Source organism: Streptomyces sp. JN8, assembly GCF_055808075.1.
The window spans coordinates 7,478,764-7,492,689 of the sequence record NZ_CM147852.1; the positions used below are offsets into that span (position 1 = coordinate 7,478,764).

A 13,926-nucleotide genomic window follows, 5' to 3' on the forward strand; every position below is an offset into this window, starting at 1 on the left:
AGGACACGCACGTCGGGAGCCGTGGCATTGAAGGCGTTGGTCAAGCTGAAGGCGGAGCCGGGACTCTGGCTCACGGACGTGCCCGAGCCGGAGACCGGCCCCGGAGACGTGCTGATCAAGGTGCAGCGGACCGGTATCTGCGGGACCGACCTGCACATCCGGTCCTGGGACGGCTGGGCGCAGAAGACGATCGCCACGCCGCTGACCGTCGGCCACGAGTTCGTCGGCGAGGTCGTCTCCGTCGGCCGTGACGTCGCCGACATCGCCGTCGGCGACCTGGTCAGCGGCGAGGGCCACCTCGTCTGCGGCAAGTGCCGCAACTGCCTGGCCGGCCGCCGCCACCTGTGCCGGGCGACCGTCGGCCTCGGCGTCGGCCGGGACGGCGCGTTCGCCGAGTACGTGGCGCTGCCCGCGTCCAACGTGTGGGTGCACCGCGTCCCCGGCGACCTGGACATCGCCGCGATCTTCGACCCCTTCGGCAACGCCGTGCACACGGCGCTGTCCTTCCCGCTGGTCGGCGAGGACGTGCTCGTCACCGGCGCGGGCCCGATCGGCATCATGGCCGCCGCCGTCGCCAAGCACGCCGGTGCCCGCAGCGTCGTGATCACCGACGTCAGCGAGGAGCGCCTGGCCCTGGCGCGCAAGACCGGCGTCACGCTCGCGCTCAACGTCGCGGAGCACACCATCGCCGACGGCCAGCGCACCCTCGGGCTGAAGGAGGGCTTCGACGTCGGCCTGGAGATGTCCGGCAACCCCCGCGCGATGCGCGACATGGTCGCCAACATGACCCATGGCGGCAAGATCGCCATGCTGGGCCTGCCCAGCGAGGACTTCGCCGTCGACTGGGCGAAGATCGTCACCTCCATGATCACGATTAAGGGCATCTACGGCCGCGAGATGTTCGAGACCTGGTACGCCATGTCGGTGCTCCTGGAGGGCGGGCTCGACCTCTCGCCCGTCGTCACCGGGCGCTATGCGTACACCGACTTCGAGGCCGCCTTCGACGACGCGGCCTCCGGTAAGAGCGGCAAGATCATCCTCGACTGGACTGCGGGAGCCTGACCCATGTTCGATTCCGTACGCGACGACGTCCGCGCCACCCTCGACGAGATCGAGAAGGCCGGACTGCACAAGCCCGAGCGCGTCATCGGCACCCCCCAGTCGGCCACCGTCGCCGTGACGTCCGGGGGGCGCCCGGGCGAGGTGCTCAACTTCTGCGCCAACAACTACCTGGGCCTCGCCGACCACCCCGAGGTCGTCGCCGCCGCCCACGAGGCGCTGGACCGCTGGGGCTACGGCATGGCGTCCGTCCGCTTCATCTGCGGCACGCAGGAGGTGCACAAGGAGCTGGAGGCGCGCCTCTCCTCGTTCCTCGGCCAGGAGGACACGATCCTCTACTCCTCCTGCTTCGACGCCAACGGCGGCGTCTTCGAGACGATCCTCGGCCCCGAGGACGCGGTCATCTCCGACGCCCTCAACCACGCGTCGATCATCGACGGCATCCGCCTCTCCAAGGCCCGCCGCTTCCGCTACGCCAACCGCGACATGGCGGACCTGGAGCAGCGGCTGAAGGAGGCCGTGGAGGGCGGCGCCCGCCGCAAGCTGATCGTCACCGACGGCGTCTTCTCCATGGACGGCTACGTCGCCCCGCTCCAGGAGATCTGCGACCTCGCCGAGCGCTACGACGCCATGGTCATGGTCGACGACTCGCACGCCGTCGGCTTCGTCGGCCCCGGCGGCCGCGGCACCCCCGAGCTGCACGGTGTGATGGACCGCGTCGACATCATCACCGGCACCCTCGGCAAGGCCCTCGGCGGCGCCTCCGGCGGCTACGTCGCGGCCCGCGCCGAGATCGTCGCCCTGCTGCGCCAGCGCTCGCGCCCGTACCTCTTCTCGAACACGCTCGCCCCGGTGATCGCCGCCGCCTCCCTCAAGGTCCTCGACCTGCTGGAGTCCGCCGGCGACCTGCGCGACCGGCTGCGCGCCAACACCGAGCTGTTCCGGACCCGGATGACCGCGGAGGGCTTCGACATCCTCCCCGGCGACCACGCCATCGCCCCCGTCATGATCGGCGACGCGTCCGAGGCCGGCCGCATGGCCGAGCTCCTTCTGGAGCGCGGCGTGTACGTGATCGGTTTCTCCTACCCGGTCGTGCCGCAGGGCCAGGCGCGGATCCGCGTCCAGCTCTCCGCCGCGCACTCGACGGAGGACGTGAACCGGGCCGTGGACGCCTTCGTCGACGCCCGCGCGGCCCTGCGGGGCTGAGGCGCTCGCGGGCCCTCCGGCCTGCGAGACTGGGGGCATGATCGAAGCGCGGCGGTTGCACATCCTCCGTGCGGTGGCCGACCACCGCACGGTCACGGCGGCGGCCGCCGCGCTCTATCTCACCCCCTCCGCCGTCTCCCAGCAGCTCGCCGCCCTGGAGCAGGAGACCGGCCACCGCCTGGTCGACCGCAGCGCCCGCGGCGCCCGCCTCACCCCGGCGGGCGAGATCCTGCTCAGCCACGCCAACGCCGTCCTGGCCCAGCTGGAGCGCGCCGAGTCGGAGCTGGCCGCGTACGGCTCCGGCGAGGCCGGTACGGTCACGGTGGCCGCCTTCGCCACCGGCATCGGGCTCGTGGTGGCCCCGGCCATCAGGGCCCTGGCCGGCACGGCCCCCGGCATCCGGGTCCGGGTGCGGGACGCCGAGGGCGACGAGAGCCTGATGATGGTCCTCGACCGGCAGGTCGACGTGGCCGTCGCGGTCGAGTACCGGGGCGCGCCGGGCGAGGACGACGCCCGCCTCACCCGCGTCCCGCTCTACGCCGAGCCCTTCGACGCGGTCCTGCCCCCGGGCCATCGGCTGGCGGCGGGGGAGCGGGTCGCGCTGGGCGACCTCGCGAAGGACGCCTGGATCGGCCAGTCCGCGGGCAACCCCTGCCACGACGTCACCGTCCTGGCCTGCGAGTACGCCGGGTTCACGCTCAATCCGGAGCACTCGTCCGACGACTTCCGGGCCGTCGTCGCCCTCGCGGCCGCGTCGGCCGGGGTGGCGCTCGTCCCGCGGTCGGCACTCCGCGGCATGGAGCTCGCGGGTGTGGAGGTCCGCCCGATCGAGGGCGTCGCCCCGACCCGCAGGGTCTTCGCCGCCGTCCGGCGGGGCGCGGAGGACCACCCGCTGATCAGCCCGGTGCTGACCGCCCTGGGCGAGGCGTCGGGTCCCGGCGCCTGACGGAGGGCCCCGCCGGTCAGTTGCCGGACCTGGTCCAGCCGTCCGCCGCGATCCGGGCTCCGTCCGCCGGTCGCGCCTCGTCGAACACCGGGCGTCCCGCGGCGTCGAGGAGCCGCAACCGGTCCACGTACACGCCCCGCCCCACGTACCGCTGGTCCGTCGTGTACCGCCAGCGCAGCGGGGCCGGGCTCCCGGTCAGCGCGGCGGACACCGTGTGCCAGACGCGCCCCGACCAGCCGCTCGCGGCGCCCGTCGGGTGCCCGGTGCGGCCGTCCGCGGTGAAGGGCACCGGCCGCCAGGTGGTGCCGCCGTCGGCGGAGGCCTCCAGGACCACCGGGTCGGTGCCCGGCTCGGTGTCCCACCACAGCGCGCACTCCAGGCGGGCGGCGCCCGGCACGGGCGGGAGGGTCAGCGTGGCGGTCGCGGCGCTCGCCATGCCGGAGAACCAGGAGGCGCGGCCCCGGTCGGGCCGGACGGGGACGGCGCGGGCCAGGTGGTTCGCCGCGGCGACGCGGGGTGCGGACCCCGAGCGCCAGGAGCGCACCGGGTGCACGGAGTTGCCCAGGACGATCAGGAAGGAGTCGGTGGTCGGGTCGAGGACCAGGCTGGTGCCGGTGAACCCGGTGTGACCGGCCGTCCGGGGGGTGGCCATCGCGCCCATGTACCAGTGCTGGTAGAGCTCGAAGCCCAGGCCGTGCTCGTCGCCCGGGAACCCGGTGTTGAAGTCGGTGAACATCAGCTCCACCGAGGCGGCGGAGAGGATGCGGGCCCGGCCGTACGCGCCGCCGTTGAGCAGGGTGCGGGCGAGGATCGCGAGGTCCCAGGCGCGGGAGAAGATCCCGGCGTGGCCCGCCACCCCGCCCAGGCTGTGGGCGTTCTCGTCGTGGACCTCGCCCCGCACCATGCCGCGGTCGAGACCGGACCAGGGCGGGCGGGCGTCCTCGGTCGCGGCGATCCCGGGCCGCCAGGAGAGCGGTGGGTTGAAGCGCGTGCGGTGCATCCCGAGCGGAGCGGTGATCTCGTCGTGGAGCAGGGAGTCCAGACCGCGACCCGTGATCTCCTCCAGGATCAGCTGGAGCGTGATCAGATTCAGATCCGAGTAGAGGTACGCCGAACCCGGCGGGTTCGCGGGCTCCTCGTCCCAGATCAGCCGCAGCTTCCCCTCCCGCGTCGGCGCCTTGTACAGCGGGATCCAGGCCCGGAACCCGGAGGTGTGGGTGAGGAGCTGACGGACCGTGACGTCCTGCTTGCCTCCGCCGCCGAACTCGGGGAGGTACGCGGTGACCCTCGCCTCCAGCTCCAGCGTGCCGCGCTCGATCTGCTGCACGGCGAGGATCGAGGTGAAGAGCTTCGAGACCGACGCCAGGTCGAAGACGGTGTCCTCGGCCATCGGGACCTGTTCGTCCGCCGGCAGTTCCACGCCGGTGTCGGTCCTCTCGTCGTACGCCGCGTACCGGACGGCCATGCCGATCGGCCGGTGCAGGGCCACCGTCCCGCCCCGGCCGGCGAGCAGGACCGCCCCCGCGTACCAGGGGTGGACGGGGGAGGGGCCGAGGAAGGCCTCGGCGTCCGCGACCAGCCGGTCCAGGTGCTCCGGCAGCAGCCCCGCCCGTGCGGCCGACCCGTGCCGCAGGGTGGTCCGGCGCGCGCCGGCGGCACCCTCGCGGGCCCCGTCCCCGCGTGCCGGTCCGGGACCCGGTTCCGGCGAGGCGGCCGCGGCCCCCGGGATCGCTCCGATCACCAGCGCACCTCCCAGGGCGAGGACTCCGCCGCCGAACGCCCGGCGGCTCGGGCCCCGGTCCCACCCGGACTCCTCCGTCATGTCCACCCTCTCCCACCGTCCCTTGAAAGAAAACTTCAGCCACGCCGGAAAGATCTGAAACTTTCCTACCGGAGTCGGGGGCGACGGCGGAAGCGTGCGGCACCGCAAAGAATCTGACGCTCCATCAGAAAAGCTCTTCCCTCCGTCGCGCCGCTGCGGCATCCTGCCGCCCATGAAGACGGAGCTGAGTCGCACCCTGGGGATCGAGCACGCCATCTTCGGCTTCACGCCCTTCCCCGCCGTGGCCGCCGCACTGACCAGAGCCGGCGGGTTCGGCGTCCTCGGCGCGGTCCGCTACACCGCCCCCGACGACCTCGCCCGCGACCTCGACTGGATGCAGGAGCACACCGACGGCCTGCCCTACGGCCTCGACGTCGTGATGCCGGCCAAGAAGGTCGAGGGAGTCACGGAGGCCGAGGTCGAGGCCATGATCCCGGAGGAGCACCGGGCCTTCGTCCGGGCCACGCTCGCCAAGCACGGGGTTCCCGAACTCGCCGAGGGCGAGGAGTCCGGCTGGCGCATCACCGGCTGGATGGAGCAGGTCGCCCGCAACCAGCTCGACGTCGCCTTCGACTACCCGATCCGACTCCTCGCCAACGCCCTCGGCTCCCCGCCCCCCGACGTCGTCGCCCGCGCCCACGACCACGGCGTCCTCGTCGCCGCCCTCGCCGGCAGCGCCCGGCACGCCCGGCACCACGCCGACGCCGGCATCGACGTCGTCGTCGCCCAGGGCTACGAGGCCGGCGGCCACACCGGGGAGATCGCCTCCATGGTGCTCACCCCCGAGGTCGTCGACGCCGTGTCCCCGCTGCCGGTCCTCGCCGCCGGCGGCATCGGCAGCGGCGAGCAGATCGCCGCCGGCCTCGCCCTCGGCGCCCAGGGCGTCTGGCTCGGCTCGATCTGGCTCACCACCACCGAGGCCGAACTGCACTCCCGGGCCCTCACCGCCAAGCTCCTCGCCGCCGGATCCGGGGACACCGTCCGCTCCCGCGCGCTGACCGGGAAGCCGGCCCGCCAGCTCCGCACCGAATGGACCGACGCCTGGGACGACCCGGCGGGACCCGGCCCGCTCCCCATGCCGCTCCAGGGGCTGCTCGTCGCCGAGGCCGTCTCCCGTATCCAGCGCTACGAGGTGGAACCCCTCCTCGGCACCCCCGTCGGCCAGATCGTCGGCCGGATGAACTCCGAGCGCAGCGTCCAGCAGGTCGTGGACGAGCTCACCCGCGGCTTCGAGAAGGCCGTCGACCGCGTCAACCGCATCGCCGGACGGAGCGAGTCATGAGCCAGGCAGCCGCAGCCACCGGATTCTGGGCGCAGGCCACCGCCGACCCCGGCCGCACGGTCCTCGTCGCACCCGACGGCGAGGAGTGGACCGCGGGCCGGCTCCACGCCGAGGCCAACCGGCTGGTCCACGGCCTGCGGGCGGCGGGCCTGGAGCGCGGGGACGCGTTCGCCGTCGTCCTGCCCAACGGCCCGGAGTTCCTCACCGCCCATCTCGCGGCCGGTCAGGCCGGGTTCTACCTCGTCCCGGTCAACCACCACTTCGTCGCCCCCGAGATCGCCTGGATCGTCGCCGACTCCGGCGCCAAGGTCCTCGTCGCCCACGAACGGTTCTCCGAGGCCGTGACCCACGCCGCCGACGAGGCCGGGCTCCCCTCCACCCACCGCTACGCCGTCGGCGCGATCCCCGGCTTCCGCCCGTACGCCGACCTGCTCGACGGCCAGGACGAGGCGCCGCCCGCCGACCGCACCCTCGGCTGGGTCATGAACTACACCTCCGGCACCACCGGACGGCCCCGCGGCATCCGCCGCCCCCTCCCCGGGAAGCTCCCCGAGGAGACCCACCTCGGCGGCTTCCTCGGCATCTTCGGCATCCGGCCGGCCGACGGGAACGTCCACCTCGTCTGCTCGCCGCTCTACCACACGGCGGTGCTCCAGTTCGCCGCCGCGGCCCTGCACATCGGGCACCCCCTGGTCCTCATGGACCGGTGGACGCCGGAGGAGATGCTCCGTCTGATCGACCGCCACGCCTGCACCCACACGCACATGGTCCCCACCCAGTTCCACCGCCTGCTCGCGCTGCCCGAGGAGGTGCGGAACCGCTACGACGTCTCCTCGATGCGCCACGCCATCCACGGCGCCGCGCCGTGCCCCGAGCACGTCAAGCGGGCCATGATCGACTGGTGGGGGCGGTGCGTGGAGGAGTACTACGCCGCGAGCGAGGGCGGCGGGGCCTTCGCGACCGCCGAAGAGTGGCTGAAGAAGCCCGGCACGGTCGGCCGGGCCTGGCCCATCAGCGAACTCGCCGTCTTCGACGACGACGGCGTCCGGCTGCCGCCCGGCGAACTCGGCACCGTCTACCTGAAGATGAACACCGGCGGGTTCCGGTACCACAAGGACGAGGCGAAGACCGCGAAGAACCGCATCGGCGACTTCTTCACCGTCGGGGACCTCGGCCTCCTCGACGAGGACGGGTACCTCTTCCTGCGCGACCGGAAGATCGACATGATCATCTCCGGCGGGGTCAACATCTACCCCGCCGAGATCGAGGCCGCCCTCCTCGCCCACCCCGCCGTCGCCGACGCCGCCGCCTTCGGCATCCCGCACCCCGACTGGGGCGAGGAGGTCAAGGCGGTCGTCGAGCCGGCCGAGGGACACGAACCCGGCGCGGCGCTCGCCGGGGAGATCCTGGCCCACTGCGCCGACCGCCTCGCCGGCTTCAAGCGCCCGAAGTCGGTCGACTTCGTCGCCGCCATGCCCCGGGACCCCAACGGAAAGCTGTACAAGCGCCGTCTGCGGGAGCCGTACTGGGAGGGGCGGGAGCGTCCGCTCTAGACGACGGCGGCCGGGGCGGCTCGGAAGCGCGGGGGAGCCCGCTCCGGCCGTCCGCGGTCACGGAGGCCACAGCGGTACGGGACCCGACCCACCCGACCGGACCGGACCGGACCCCATGCGACCCGGCCGGGGGCCGCCGGGTCGTCCGGCCTAGACTTCGTGCGCGAGGGGGTCACCCAGGGTGGCCGCCTCTCCCGTTCGGCACGGAGTTCGAGAGGCACCCCACGATGGCGGATCGCGATCCCTTCGTCCTTGACGACCCCGTGGGGGAGTCCCTGCGGGGCCCGCACGCGCACCTCGCCCGCCGCGTCGGCGGGGCCGCCACCTATCTGCCGGACGTCTCGACCTTCGCCGCCGTGTCCGCGGACCCGGATCCGGCGCGGTGGGCCGACCTCGTGGAACTCCTCGGCCGGGACGCGTTCGCCGACCTGTTCAGCTGCCCTGTCCTTCCGCCGGCCGACTGGGAGCCCGTCTTCGTCCTGGAGGGCCGCCAGATGATCCGGCCGGAGGGCGCCGACGCCCTGTCCCCGGGCGACGAGGCGGACGGACCCGTGGTCGAACTCGGCGCGGACGACGTGCCCGAGATGCTGGAACTCGTCGAACGCACCAGGCCCGGGCCGTTCTGGTCCCGCACACCCGAGCTCGGCACCTATCTCGGCATCCGCGAGAGGGGCGAGCTGGTGGCCATGGCCGGCGAGCGGCTCCGGCCCCCGGGGTGGACCGAGATCAGCGCGGTCTGCACCGCGCCCGAGGCCCGGGGCCGAGGCCACGCGGCCCGCCTGGTGGGCGCGCTCGCGGCGCGCGTCGAGGCGCGGGGCGAGGGGGCCTTCCTCCACGTCGCCGAGGCCAACACCGGGGCGATCGCGCTGTACGAGAAGCTGGGCTTCGTGACGCGCCGGCCGGTGACCTTCCGCGGCTTCCGCACCCGGTAGCACCCGCGTCCGGCGCCGGGCCGGGCCCGCCGCCCGCGGACCTGTGGGCGAGGAACGGGCCCGCCGCCCGCGGACCTACGGGCGAGGAACCGGCCCCGTACGGGTCAGCACCGGCACCAGCTGCGCCTCCTCGTGGGCGAAGTGCTCCTCCAGCCGGGCCGCGAGCCGGTCCACCTCCGCCCGGAGGGTCGCGGGAGCGGCGTCCGAGGCGAGGAGCGCCTCCAGCTCCTCCACCGTGCGGGCGACCACCCGGTGCTCCTCGCGCATCCGGTCCAACGCCCCGGACAGCTCGGGGAACTCGCCCTCCAGGAGGTCGAAGGCGCTGTCCTCGTTGTGGTGGTGGGCGTGCAGCGCGCCGCAGAACGTCAGGCAGTGGCGGGCGAGCTGCCCGCCGAGCGCCGGGGTGCTCCGTACCACCGAGGCCGCGCGCGCCGCCGGGCTCCCCGCCTCCGCCGCGGCGGAGTCCAGCTCCTCCCGCAGCGACAGCAGTTCGGCCCGCAGCTCGGCGTGGACCGTGACCAGGCGGTCGGCGATGGCCCGGTGCCGGGCCGGGTCCCCGAGGTCCACCCGGTGCAGGGCGACGACCGGGATGATCCGGTCCGTGGCGGCCTGGTAGGCGGCGAAGCCGGGGTCGCGGGCGGCCTGCTCCGCGTACAGCCGGTCCCGCTCCCCGCCCTCCGTCACCACCGCCGTCGCCCCGAAGCGCTCGACGGTCCCCTCCGGCGTGCCGATCTCGACGGTCACGTATGGGTGGGCGCCGAGGTTGTGGAACCAGGCGGGGTGCTTCGGCCCGCCGGCGTTCGACGCGAAGACGAGCAGCCGCTCCCCATCGCGCGCGTACACGGCCGGGTTGGTGTGCGGGCGTCCGCTGCGGGCGCCCGTGGTGGTGAGCAGGAGCAGGGCCGCGCCCTCGAACATCCCGCCCACCCGGCCGCCGTTGGCGCGGAACTCCTCGATGACCTGTCGGTTGAGATCAGGCATGGCTGTGCCTTCCGGTAGCATCGATTCCGAAGGATCTATTTGCTTTGAAAGCAAAGCTAAAAGGGAGGGTGCACGGTGTCAACCGCACACGAGGGGGACGAGGCCGCCGCCGGGCCGGAACTCGACGAGGCCGTGCGCACCTTGCTGCTGCTCATGCCTCGGATGGTCTCGCGGGCGAAGCGCATCAGGATTCCCGAGGAACTGCAGACGCTCACGCTCGCGCCCCGTCACCTGTCCCTGCTCGCCTATCTCCTCTTCGACGGGTCGCTGAGCGTCAACGAGCTCGCCGCCCGCCTGGAGATCGCCCCGACGACCGTGAGTCTCATGGTGGGCGACCTGGCGAAGAAGGGCGTACTGGAACGGGTCGAGGACCCCGCCGACCGCAGGCGCAAGATCGTCTCCATCGCGCCGGCGCACGCCGCCGCCATCGACGGCTGGCTCGGCCGGAGCGCCGACGCCTGGCGCTCCGCCCTCGCGCCGCTCGACGCGGCGCAGCGGCGGATGTTCCTCGAGACCCTCACCGCGTACGAGCGCGGCCTCAGCGACCCCTTGGATTGACCGAACCGGGCGAAAGCCCCCTTTGTGGCAGGATGCGGATCATGAGTTCGAGCACGGCGTCATTGACACGGCAGTGGACCACCTGGGGGCCGGTGGTGGCCGCACTTGCGCTTGTCGGGGCCTGGGGGCGCGACCTCCCGGGGTTCGCCGTCGGGTTCATCGCGCTCTGCCTGATCGCCGCCGTGCTCGCCGCGGTCCACCACGCCGAGGTCATCGCCCACCGGGTGGGCGAACCGTACGGCTCGCTCGTCCTCGCGGTGGCCGTCACCGTCATCGAGGTCGGGCTCATCGTCTCGCTGATGGTGGGAGGCGGCGAGAAGACGTCGACCTACGCGCGGGACACCGTGTTCGCCGCCGTCATGATCACCTGCAACGGCATCGTCGGCCTCTCCCTCCTCGTGGCCGCGCTCCGCAACCGGATCGCCGTGTTCAACGCCGAGGGGTCCGGCGGCGCCCTGGCCACCGTCTGCACCCTGGCCACGATGACGCTCGTCCTGCCCACCTTCACCACCAGCCACCCGGGTCCCGAGTTCTCCGGCGTCCAGCTCGCCTTCGCCGCCGTCGCCTCCCTCTGTCTGTACGGCGTCTTCGTCGGCGTCCAGACGGTCCGTCACCGGGACTACTTCCTGCCCGTCCCGCGTCCCGGCCAGGACACGGAGGACGACCACGCGGACCCGCCGACCCGGCGCGACGCCTGGACCAGCCTCGGGCTCCTCGTGGTTGCCCTCGTCGCCGTCGTCGGCAACGCCAAGGTGATCTCCCCGACGATCGAGGACGGGGTCCAGTCGGCCGGCCTGCCCAAGGCGGTCGTCGGTGTCGTCATCGCCCTGATGGTGCTGCTGCCCGAGACCCTCGCCGCCGTCCGCGCGGCCCGCAGAGACCGCGTCCAGACCAGCCTGAACCTCGCCTACGGCTCCGCGATCGCCAGCATCGGCCTGACGATTCCGGCGATCGCGCTCGCCTCGATCTGGCTGTCCGGGCCCCTGGTCCTGGGCCTGGGTCCGCTCCACATGGTCCTGCTCGTCCTCACCGGAGTGGTGAGCGCCCTGACCGTGGTGCCCGGACGGGCCAATCTCCTCCAGGGCGGCGTCCACCTCTCGATCTTCGCCGCCTTCGTGTTCCTGTCGTTCAGCCCCTGACGACCACCACCCGCAGCGCGGGCGAGCGCAGGATGTCCCTCTCGCAGAACCGGGAGGTCACCCAGCGCCCGCCCGCGTACAGCCGCGTCTGGTCGCTGTAGTGCGGCGACGTCGGGTCCGACGACTGCGCGTACGAGAGCAGGGTGCGGGCCACCGGGCACCGGCCGCCGTCCCAGCCGACCGCCTGCACGTGGCTGGTCCCGTGCGCGACCTCCGTGTAGCCGCCGCCCGACGGGTTCCACACCGGCTCCGTCTTGTTCCAGACGCCCAGCGACTCGGTGCCGCCGCTCACCGGGATGCGCGTGCCGTTCCGCACCACGAACTGGTGGGCGCCCAGCGGCGCGTCCAGCGCGATCCCCGCCGCCCGCAGCTCCGCCACCGCGTCCGCCAGGGCCTTCGCGAAGCCCGGGGCGTCCGTGTCGAGGGTGTTCGGGGTGCGGACCGGATCCGCCGGAGAGAACGGCACCTTCCACTGCCGGGCCGCCGGCACGGTGGCCGTGAACCTCCGCCAGAACCGGTCGAAGAGCAGCGCGCCCCGGCTGTCCGTGTTCACCGTCCGGTCCCAGGCCCCGATCACCCGGCAGGCCTCGGGGTCGCCCGGCAGCGCCGTCTCGCAGGCCCGCGCGGCGTCCGCCGCCGCCAGGTCGCCGGCCGGGGCGCGGTTGGCGAACTGCTGGCGCTGGAGGTCGGACACCGTCAGGTCGCCCCGCGCGGCCATCGCGGCCACGTCCTCGATCCCGCCCCTCGTGCGCAGCGAGCGCGGGGTGCCGATCGTGCCGAAGATCCGCTCGTAGCCCGCGAGGGGCCGCTCCGCGTGAGTCAGCCAGGCGCTGTCGTTGGAGTTCGCCACGTACGGGGTGTCCCGGAGCACCGGCATCCTCGCCGGACCGAAGACACCCGGCTGCACCGCGTCCGGGTCCGAGCCGAGCGCGCAGTCCGACCGCGAGCCGTCGAGCACCGCGACCCCCGAGGCGGGGTACGTGGCCCGGCCGAGCGGTGTCGAGCAGCGGGCCGCGAGCTCGTCGGTGATCCGGGGGAGGACCTGCGACTGGCTGAAGAAGGAATGGCCCGCGGAGTCCGCCGCGATCGTGTTGACCCAGGGCAGCCCCTGCGTGCGCCGCAGGGTCTCGGCGACGTCCGCGGTGGAGCGCGCCCGGCCGAACCCGAGCGCCGTGTCGGAGCCGCGCAGGTTGCTCGCGTTGGGGTCGTTCAGCGCGTACGCCGTGCCCGCCGTCCACGGCAGCGGGAGCTGCGCGCCGAGGCCGCCGACGACCGGGCCGTACCGGGTCCACCACTGGGTCCGGGTGACCGGGGCCGCGCCCCTGACCGGGACGGTCACCCGGCGCGGGGTCATCCGCTCCGGCCGCCCGTCCACGAGGTACGCCGTCGGGTCGCCCGGGACGAGCGTCAGCTGGTGCAGGTTGAGCGGGACGCCGGTGGCCACCGTGTGGCTCCAGGCCACCTTGTCGTTGAAGCCGATGTTGACGACGGTCGTGCCCAGGAGGGAGGCGCCCGAGACGTTCAGCTCGCCGGGGATGGTCTGCTGCGACTGCCAGAACCGGCGGCCGCCCTGCCACGGGTAGTGCGGGTTGCCGAGGAGCAGTCCCCGCCCGTTCGCGGTGGCGGACCCCGAGAAGGCGACGGCGTTGGAGCCCATCGTGGCGTTCTCGGCGGCGAACAGCTCCCGGGCGGCCTCCGCCGCCCGCTCCGGATCGGGGACCGGTCCGGAGGCGCCGGCCCGGCCGGCGGCGGGGGCGGCCGGCGGAGCGGCGGCGGTGATGCCGTCGACGGCACGGCCCTGGCCGCCGAGCACCGAGACGGCGAAGCCGCGCCGGGCCACGTCGAGGGCGGTCACCGGGCGGACCCAGTCCGCCCCGGCGCACGCCGGATCCGAGACGCGGTTCTTGCGCAGCCAGGCGTTGTACCCGGCCGCCCAGCCCCGCATGAGCTCCTTCAGGTCCCGGCTCGGGCCGGCCGGCGCGGGGGTCGCGAGCAGCGCCTCCACGGTCCCGGCGTCCTTCACCCCGCGGAAGTACAGATCGCTGGAGAGGTTGGTGGCGGCGGACGAGAGGGAGCCGTCCGGGGCGGCGTCCGTGCCGAAGTACCGGGAGCGCTCCCCGTTCACCGTCAGGAAGCCGTCGGCGAGCGTGCACACCTGGTCGGCGGCCTGGGCCCAGCCCGTCCCGAACCCGAGGTTCGCGTAGTCGCGGGCCACGATGTGCGGGATGCCGTACTCGGTGTACCGGATGACCGCCGACAGGCCGCGGTCGGAGGGGTGGTGGCCCCGGTCCCCGGTGTCGGCGACCGCCGCGCCAGGCAGCGCGGCGGAGACCACGGCGAGGGCGGACGCGGTGAGCGCCCACTGCTTCAGGCGGGTGCGGAGGTGCAAGGTGCCTCCCAACGGACGGACGGGCAGGACGGGTTGGACCATGCACGCAGGTGCGCGGC

At 73.7% G+C, this 13,926-nt stretch carries 11 protein-coding genes; 8 read left to right on the plus strand and 3 right to left on the minus strand.

Annotated features, from left to right (window positions below; translation table 11 throughout):
• Positions 1-27: 27 nt before the first annotated feature.
• Genes tdh through ACY0MR_RS32900 form a run of 3 tightly spaced genes read left to right on the plus strand, consistent with a single transcriptional unit; the run spans position 28 to position 3,211 of the window.
• Entirely contained in the window at positions 28-1,062 is a 1,035-nt protein-coding gene (tdh, locus tag ACY0MR_RS32890) for an L-threonine 3-dehydrogenase (RefSeq protein WP_473561954.1), read from the plus strand.
• Positions 1,063-1,065: 3 nt separating this feature from the next.
• On the plus strand, positions 1,066-2,265 hold the full coding sequence (locus tag ACY0MR_RS32895) for a glycine C-acetyltransferase (RefSeq protein ID WP_388797132.1): 1,200 nt from the start codon (positions 1,066-1,068) through the stop codon (positions 2,263-2,265).
• A 37-nt stretch (positions 2,266-2,302) separates the two neighbouring features.
• Complete coding sequence (locus tag ACY0MR_RS32900; protein WP_392866394.1) at positions 2,303-3,211, plus strand: LysR family transcriptional regulator; 909 nt, start codon at positions 2,303-2,305, stop codon at positions 3,209-3,211.
• A 16-nt stretch (positions 3,212-3,227) separates the two neighbouring features.
• Here ACY0MR_RS32900 and ACY0MR_RS32905 read toward each other — a convergent pair whose 3' ends face one another.
• Complete coding sequence (locus tag ACY0MR_RS32905; RefSeq protein ID WP_473557056.1) at positions 3,228-5,033, minus strand: serine hydrolase domain-containing protein; 1,806 nt, start codon at positions 5,031-5,033, stop codon at positions 3,228-3,230.
• Positions 5,034-5,205: 172 nt separating this feature from the next.
• Between ACY0MR_RS32905 and ACY0MR_RS32910 the strand changes: the two genes are divergently transcribed.
• The 3 genes from ACY0MR_RS32910 (at position 5,206) to ACY0MR_RS32920 (ending at position 8,800) form a co-directional block, all read left to right on the plus strand.
• Positions 5,206-6,315 carry an NAD(P)H-dependent flavin oxidoreductase gene (locus tag ACY0MR_RS32910; RefSeq protein WP_473557058.1) on the plus strand — a complete coding sequence of 370 codons (1,110 nt, stop codon included), beginning with the start codon at positions 5,206-5,208 and terminating at the stop codon, positions 6,313-6,315.
• Positions 6,312-7,868 (plus strand): acyl-CoA synthetase, encoded by a 1,557-nt coding sequence (locus tag ACY0MR_RS32915; RefSeq protein WP_473557061.1) that lies wholly within the window; start codon positions 6,312-6,314, stop codon positions 7,866-7,868. The genes ACY0MR_RS32910 and ACY0MR_RS32915 overlap by 4 nt, the downstream gene beginning before the upstream one ends.
• A gap of 227 nt (positions 7,869-8,095) precedes the next feature.
• Positions 8,096-8,800, plus strand: coding sequence for a GNAT family N-acetyltransferase (locus ACY0MR_RS32920; RefSeq protein ID WP_403310743.1), 705 nt, complete (start codon positions 8,096-8,098; stop codon positions 8,798-8,800).
• Positions 8,801-8,875: 75 nt separating this feature from the next.
• Here ACY0MR_RS32920 and ACY0MR_RS32925 read toward each other — a convergent pair whose 3' ends face one another.
• Positions 8,876-9,781 (minus strand): nitroreductase/quinone reductase family protein, encoded by a 906-nt coding sequence (locus tag ACY0MR_RS32925; RefSeq protein WP_388797150.1) that lies wholly within the window; start codon positions 9,779-9,781, stop codon positions 8,876-8,878.
• Positions 9,782-9,934: 153 nt separating this feature from the next.
• Here ACY0MR_RS32925 and ACY0MR_RS32930 point away from each other — a divergent pair, with 153 nt between their 5' ends.
• Together ACY0MR_RS32930 and ACY0MR_RS32935 are read left to right on the plus strand one after the other, a co-directional pair.
• Positions 9,935-10,339, plus strand: a complete 405-nt coding sequence (locus tag ACY0MR_RS32930) for a MarR family winged helix-turn-helix transcriptional regulator (RefSeq protein WP_073903872.1) — start codon at positions 9,935-9,937, stop codon at positions 10,337-10,339.
• A gap of 41 nt (positions 10,340-10,380) precedes the next feature.
• The gene (locus ACY0MR_RS32935) at positions 10,381-11,478 is read left to right on the plus strand and encodes a calcium:cation antiporter (RefSeq protein WP_388797153.1); all 1,098 of its coding nucleotides are present in this window, start codon (positions 10,381-10,383) and stop codon (positions 11,476-11,478) included.
• On the opposite strand, the gene ACY0MR_RS32940 is transcribed toward ACY0MR_RS32935, so the two are convergent.
• Entirely contained in the window at positions 11,468-13,867 is a 2,400-nt protein-coding gene (locus tag ACY0MR_RS32940; protein WP_473557065.1) for a penicillin acylase family protein, read from the minus strand. The two genes, ACY0MR_RS32935 and ACY0MR_RS32940, sit on opposite strands and share 11 nt — an antisense overlap.
• Positions 13,868-13,926 lie beyond the last annotated feature (59 nt).

Coding starts and splice junctions, on each gene's coding strand:
- ACY0MR_RS32935 (WP_388797153.1), top strand. CDS start 10,381: ATGAGTTCGAGCACGGCGTCATTGACACGGCAGTGGACCACCTGGGGG.
- ACY0MR_RS32895 (WP_388797132.1), top strand. CDS start 1,066: ATGTTCGATTCCGTACGCGACGACGTCCGCGCCACCCTCGACGAGATC.
- ACY0MR_RS32905 (WP_473557056.1), bottom strand. CDS start 5,033: ATGACGGAGGAGTCCGGGTGGGACCGGGGCCCGAGCCGCCGGGCGTTC.
- ACY0MR_RS32910 (WP_473557058.1), top strand. CDS start 5,206: ATGAAGACGGAGCTGAGTCGCACCCTGGGGATCGAGCACGCCATCTTC.
- ACY0MR_RS32920 (WP_403310743.1), top strand. CDS start 8,096: ATGGCGGATCGCGATCCCTTCGTCCTTGACGACCCCGTGGGGGAGTCC.
- ACY0MR_RS32930 (WP_073903872.1), top strand. CDS start 9,935: ATGCCTCGGATGGTCTCGCGGGCGAAGCGCATCAGGATTCCCGAGGAA.
- ACY0MR_RS32900 (WP_392866394.1), top strand. CDS start 2,303: ATGATCGAAGCGCGGCGGTTGCACATCCTCCGTGCGGTGGCCGACCAC.
- ACY0MR_RS32915 (WP_473557061.1), top strand. CDS start 6,312: ATGAGCCAGGCAGCCGCAGCCACCGGATTCTGGGCGCAGGCCACCGCC.
- ACY0MR_RS32925 (WP_388797150.1), bottom strand. CDS start 9,781: ATGCCTGATCTCAACCGACAGGTCATCGAGGAGTTCCGCGCCAACGGC.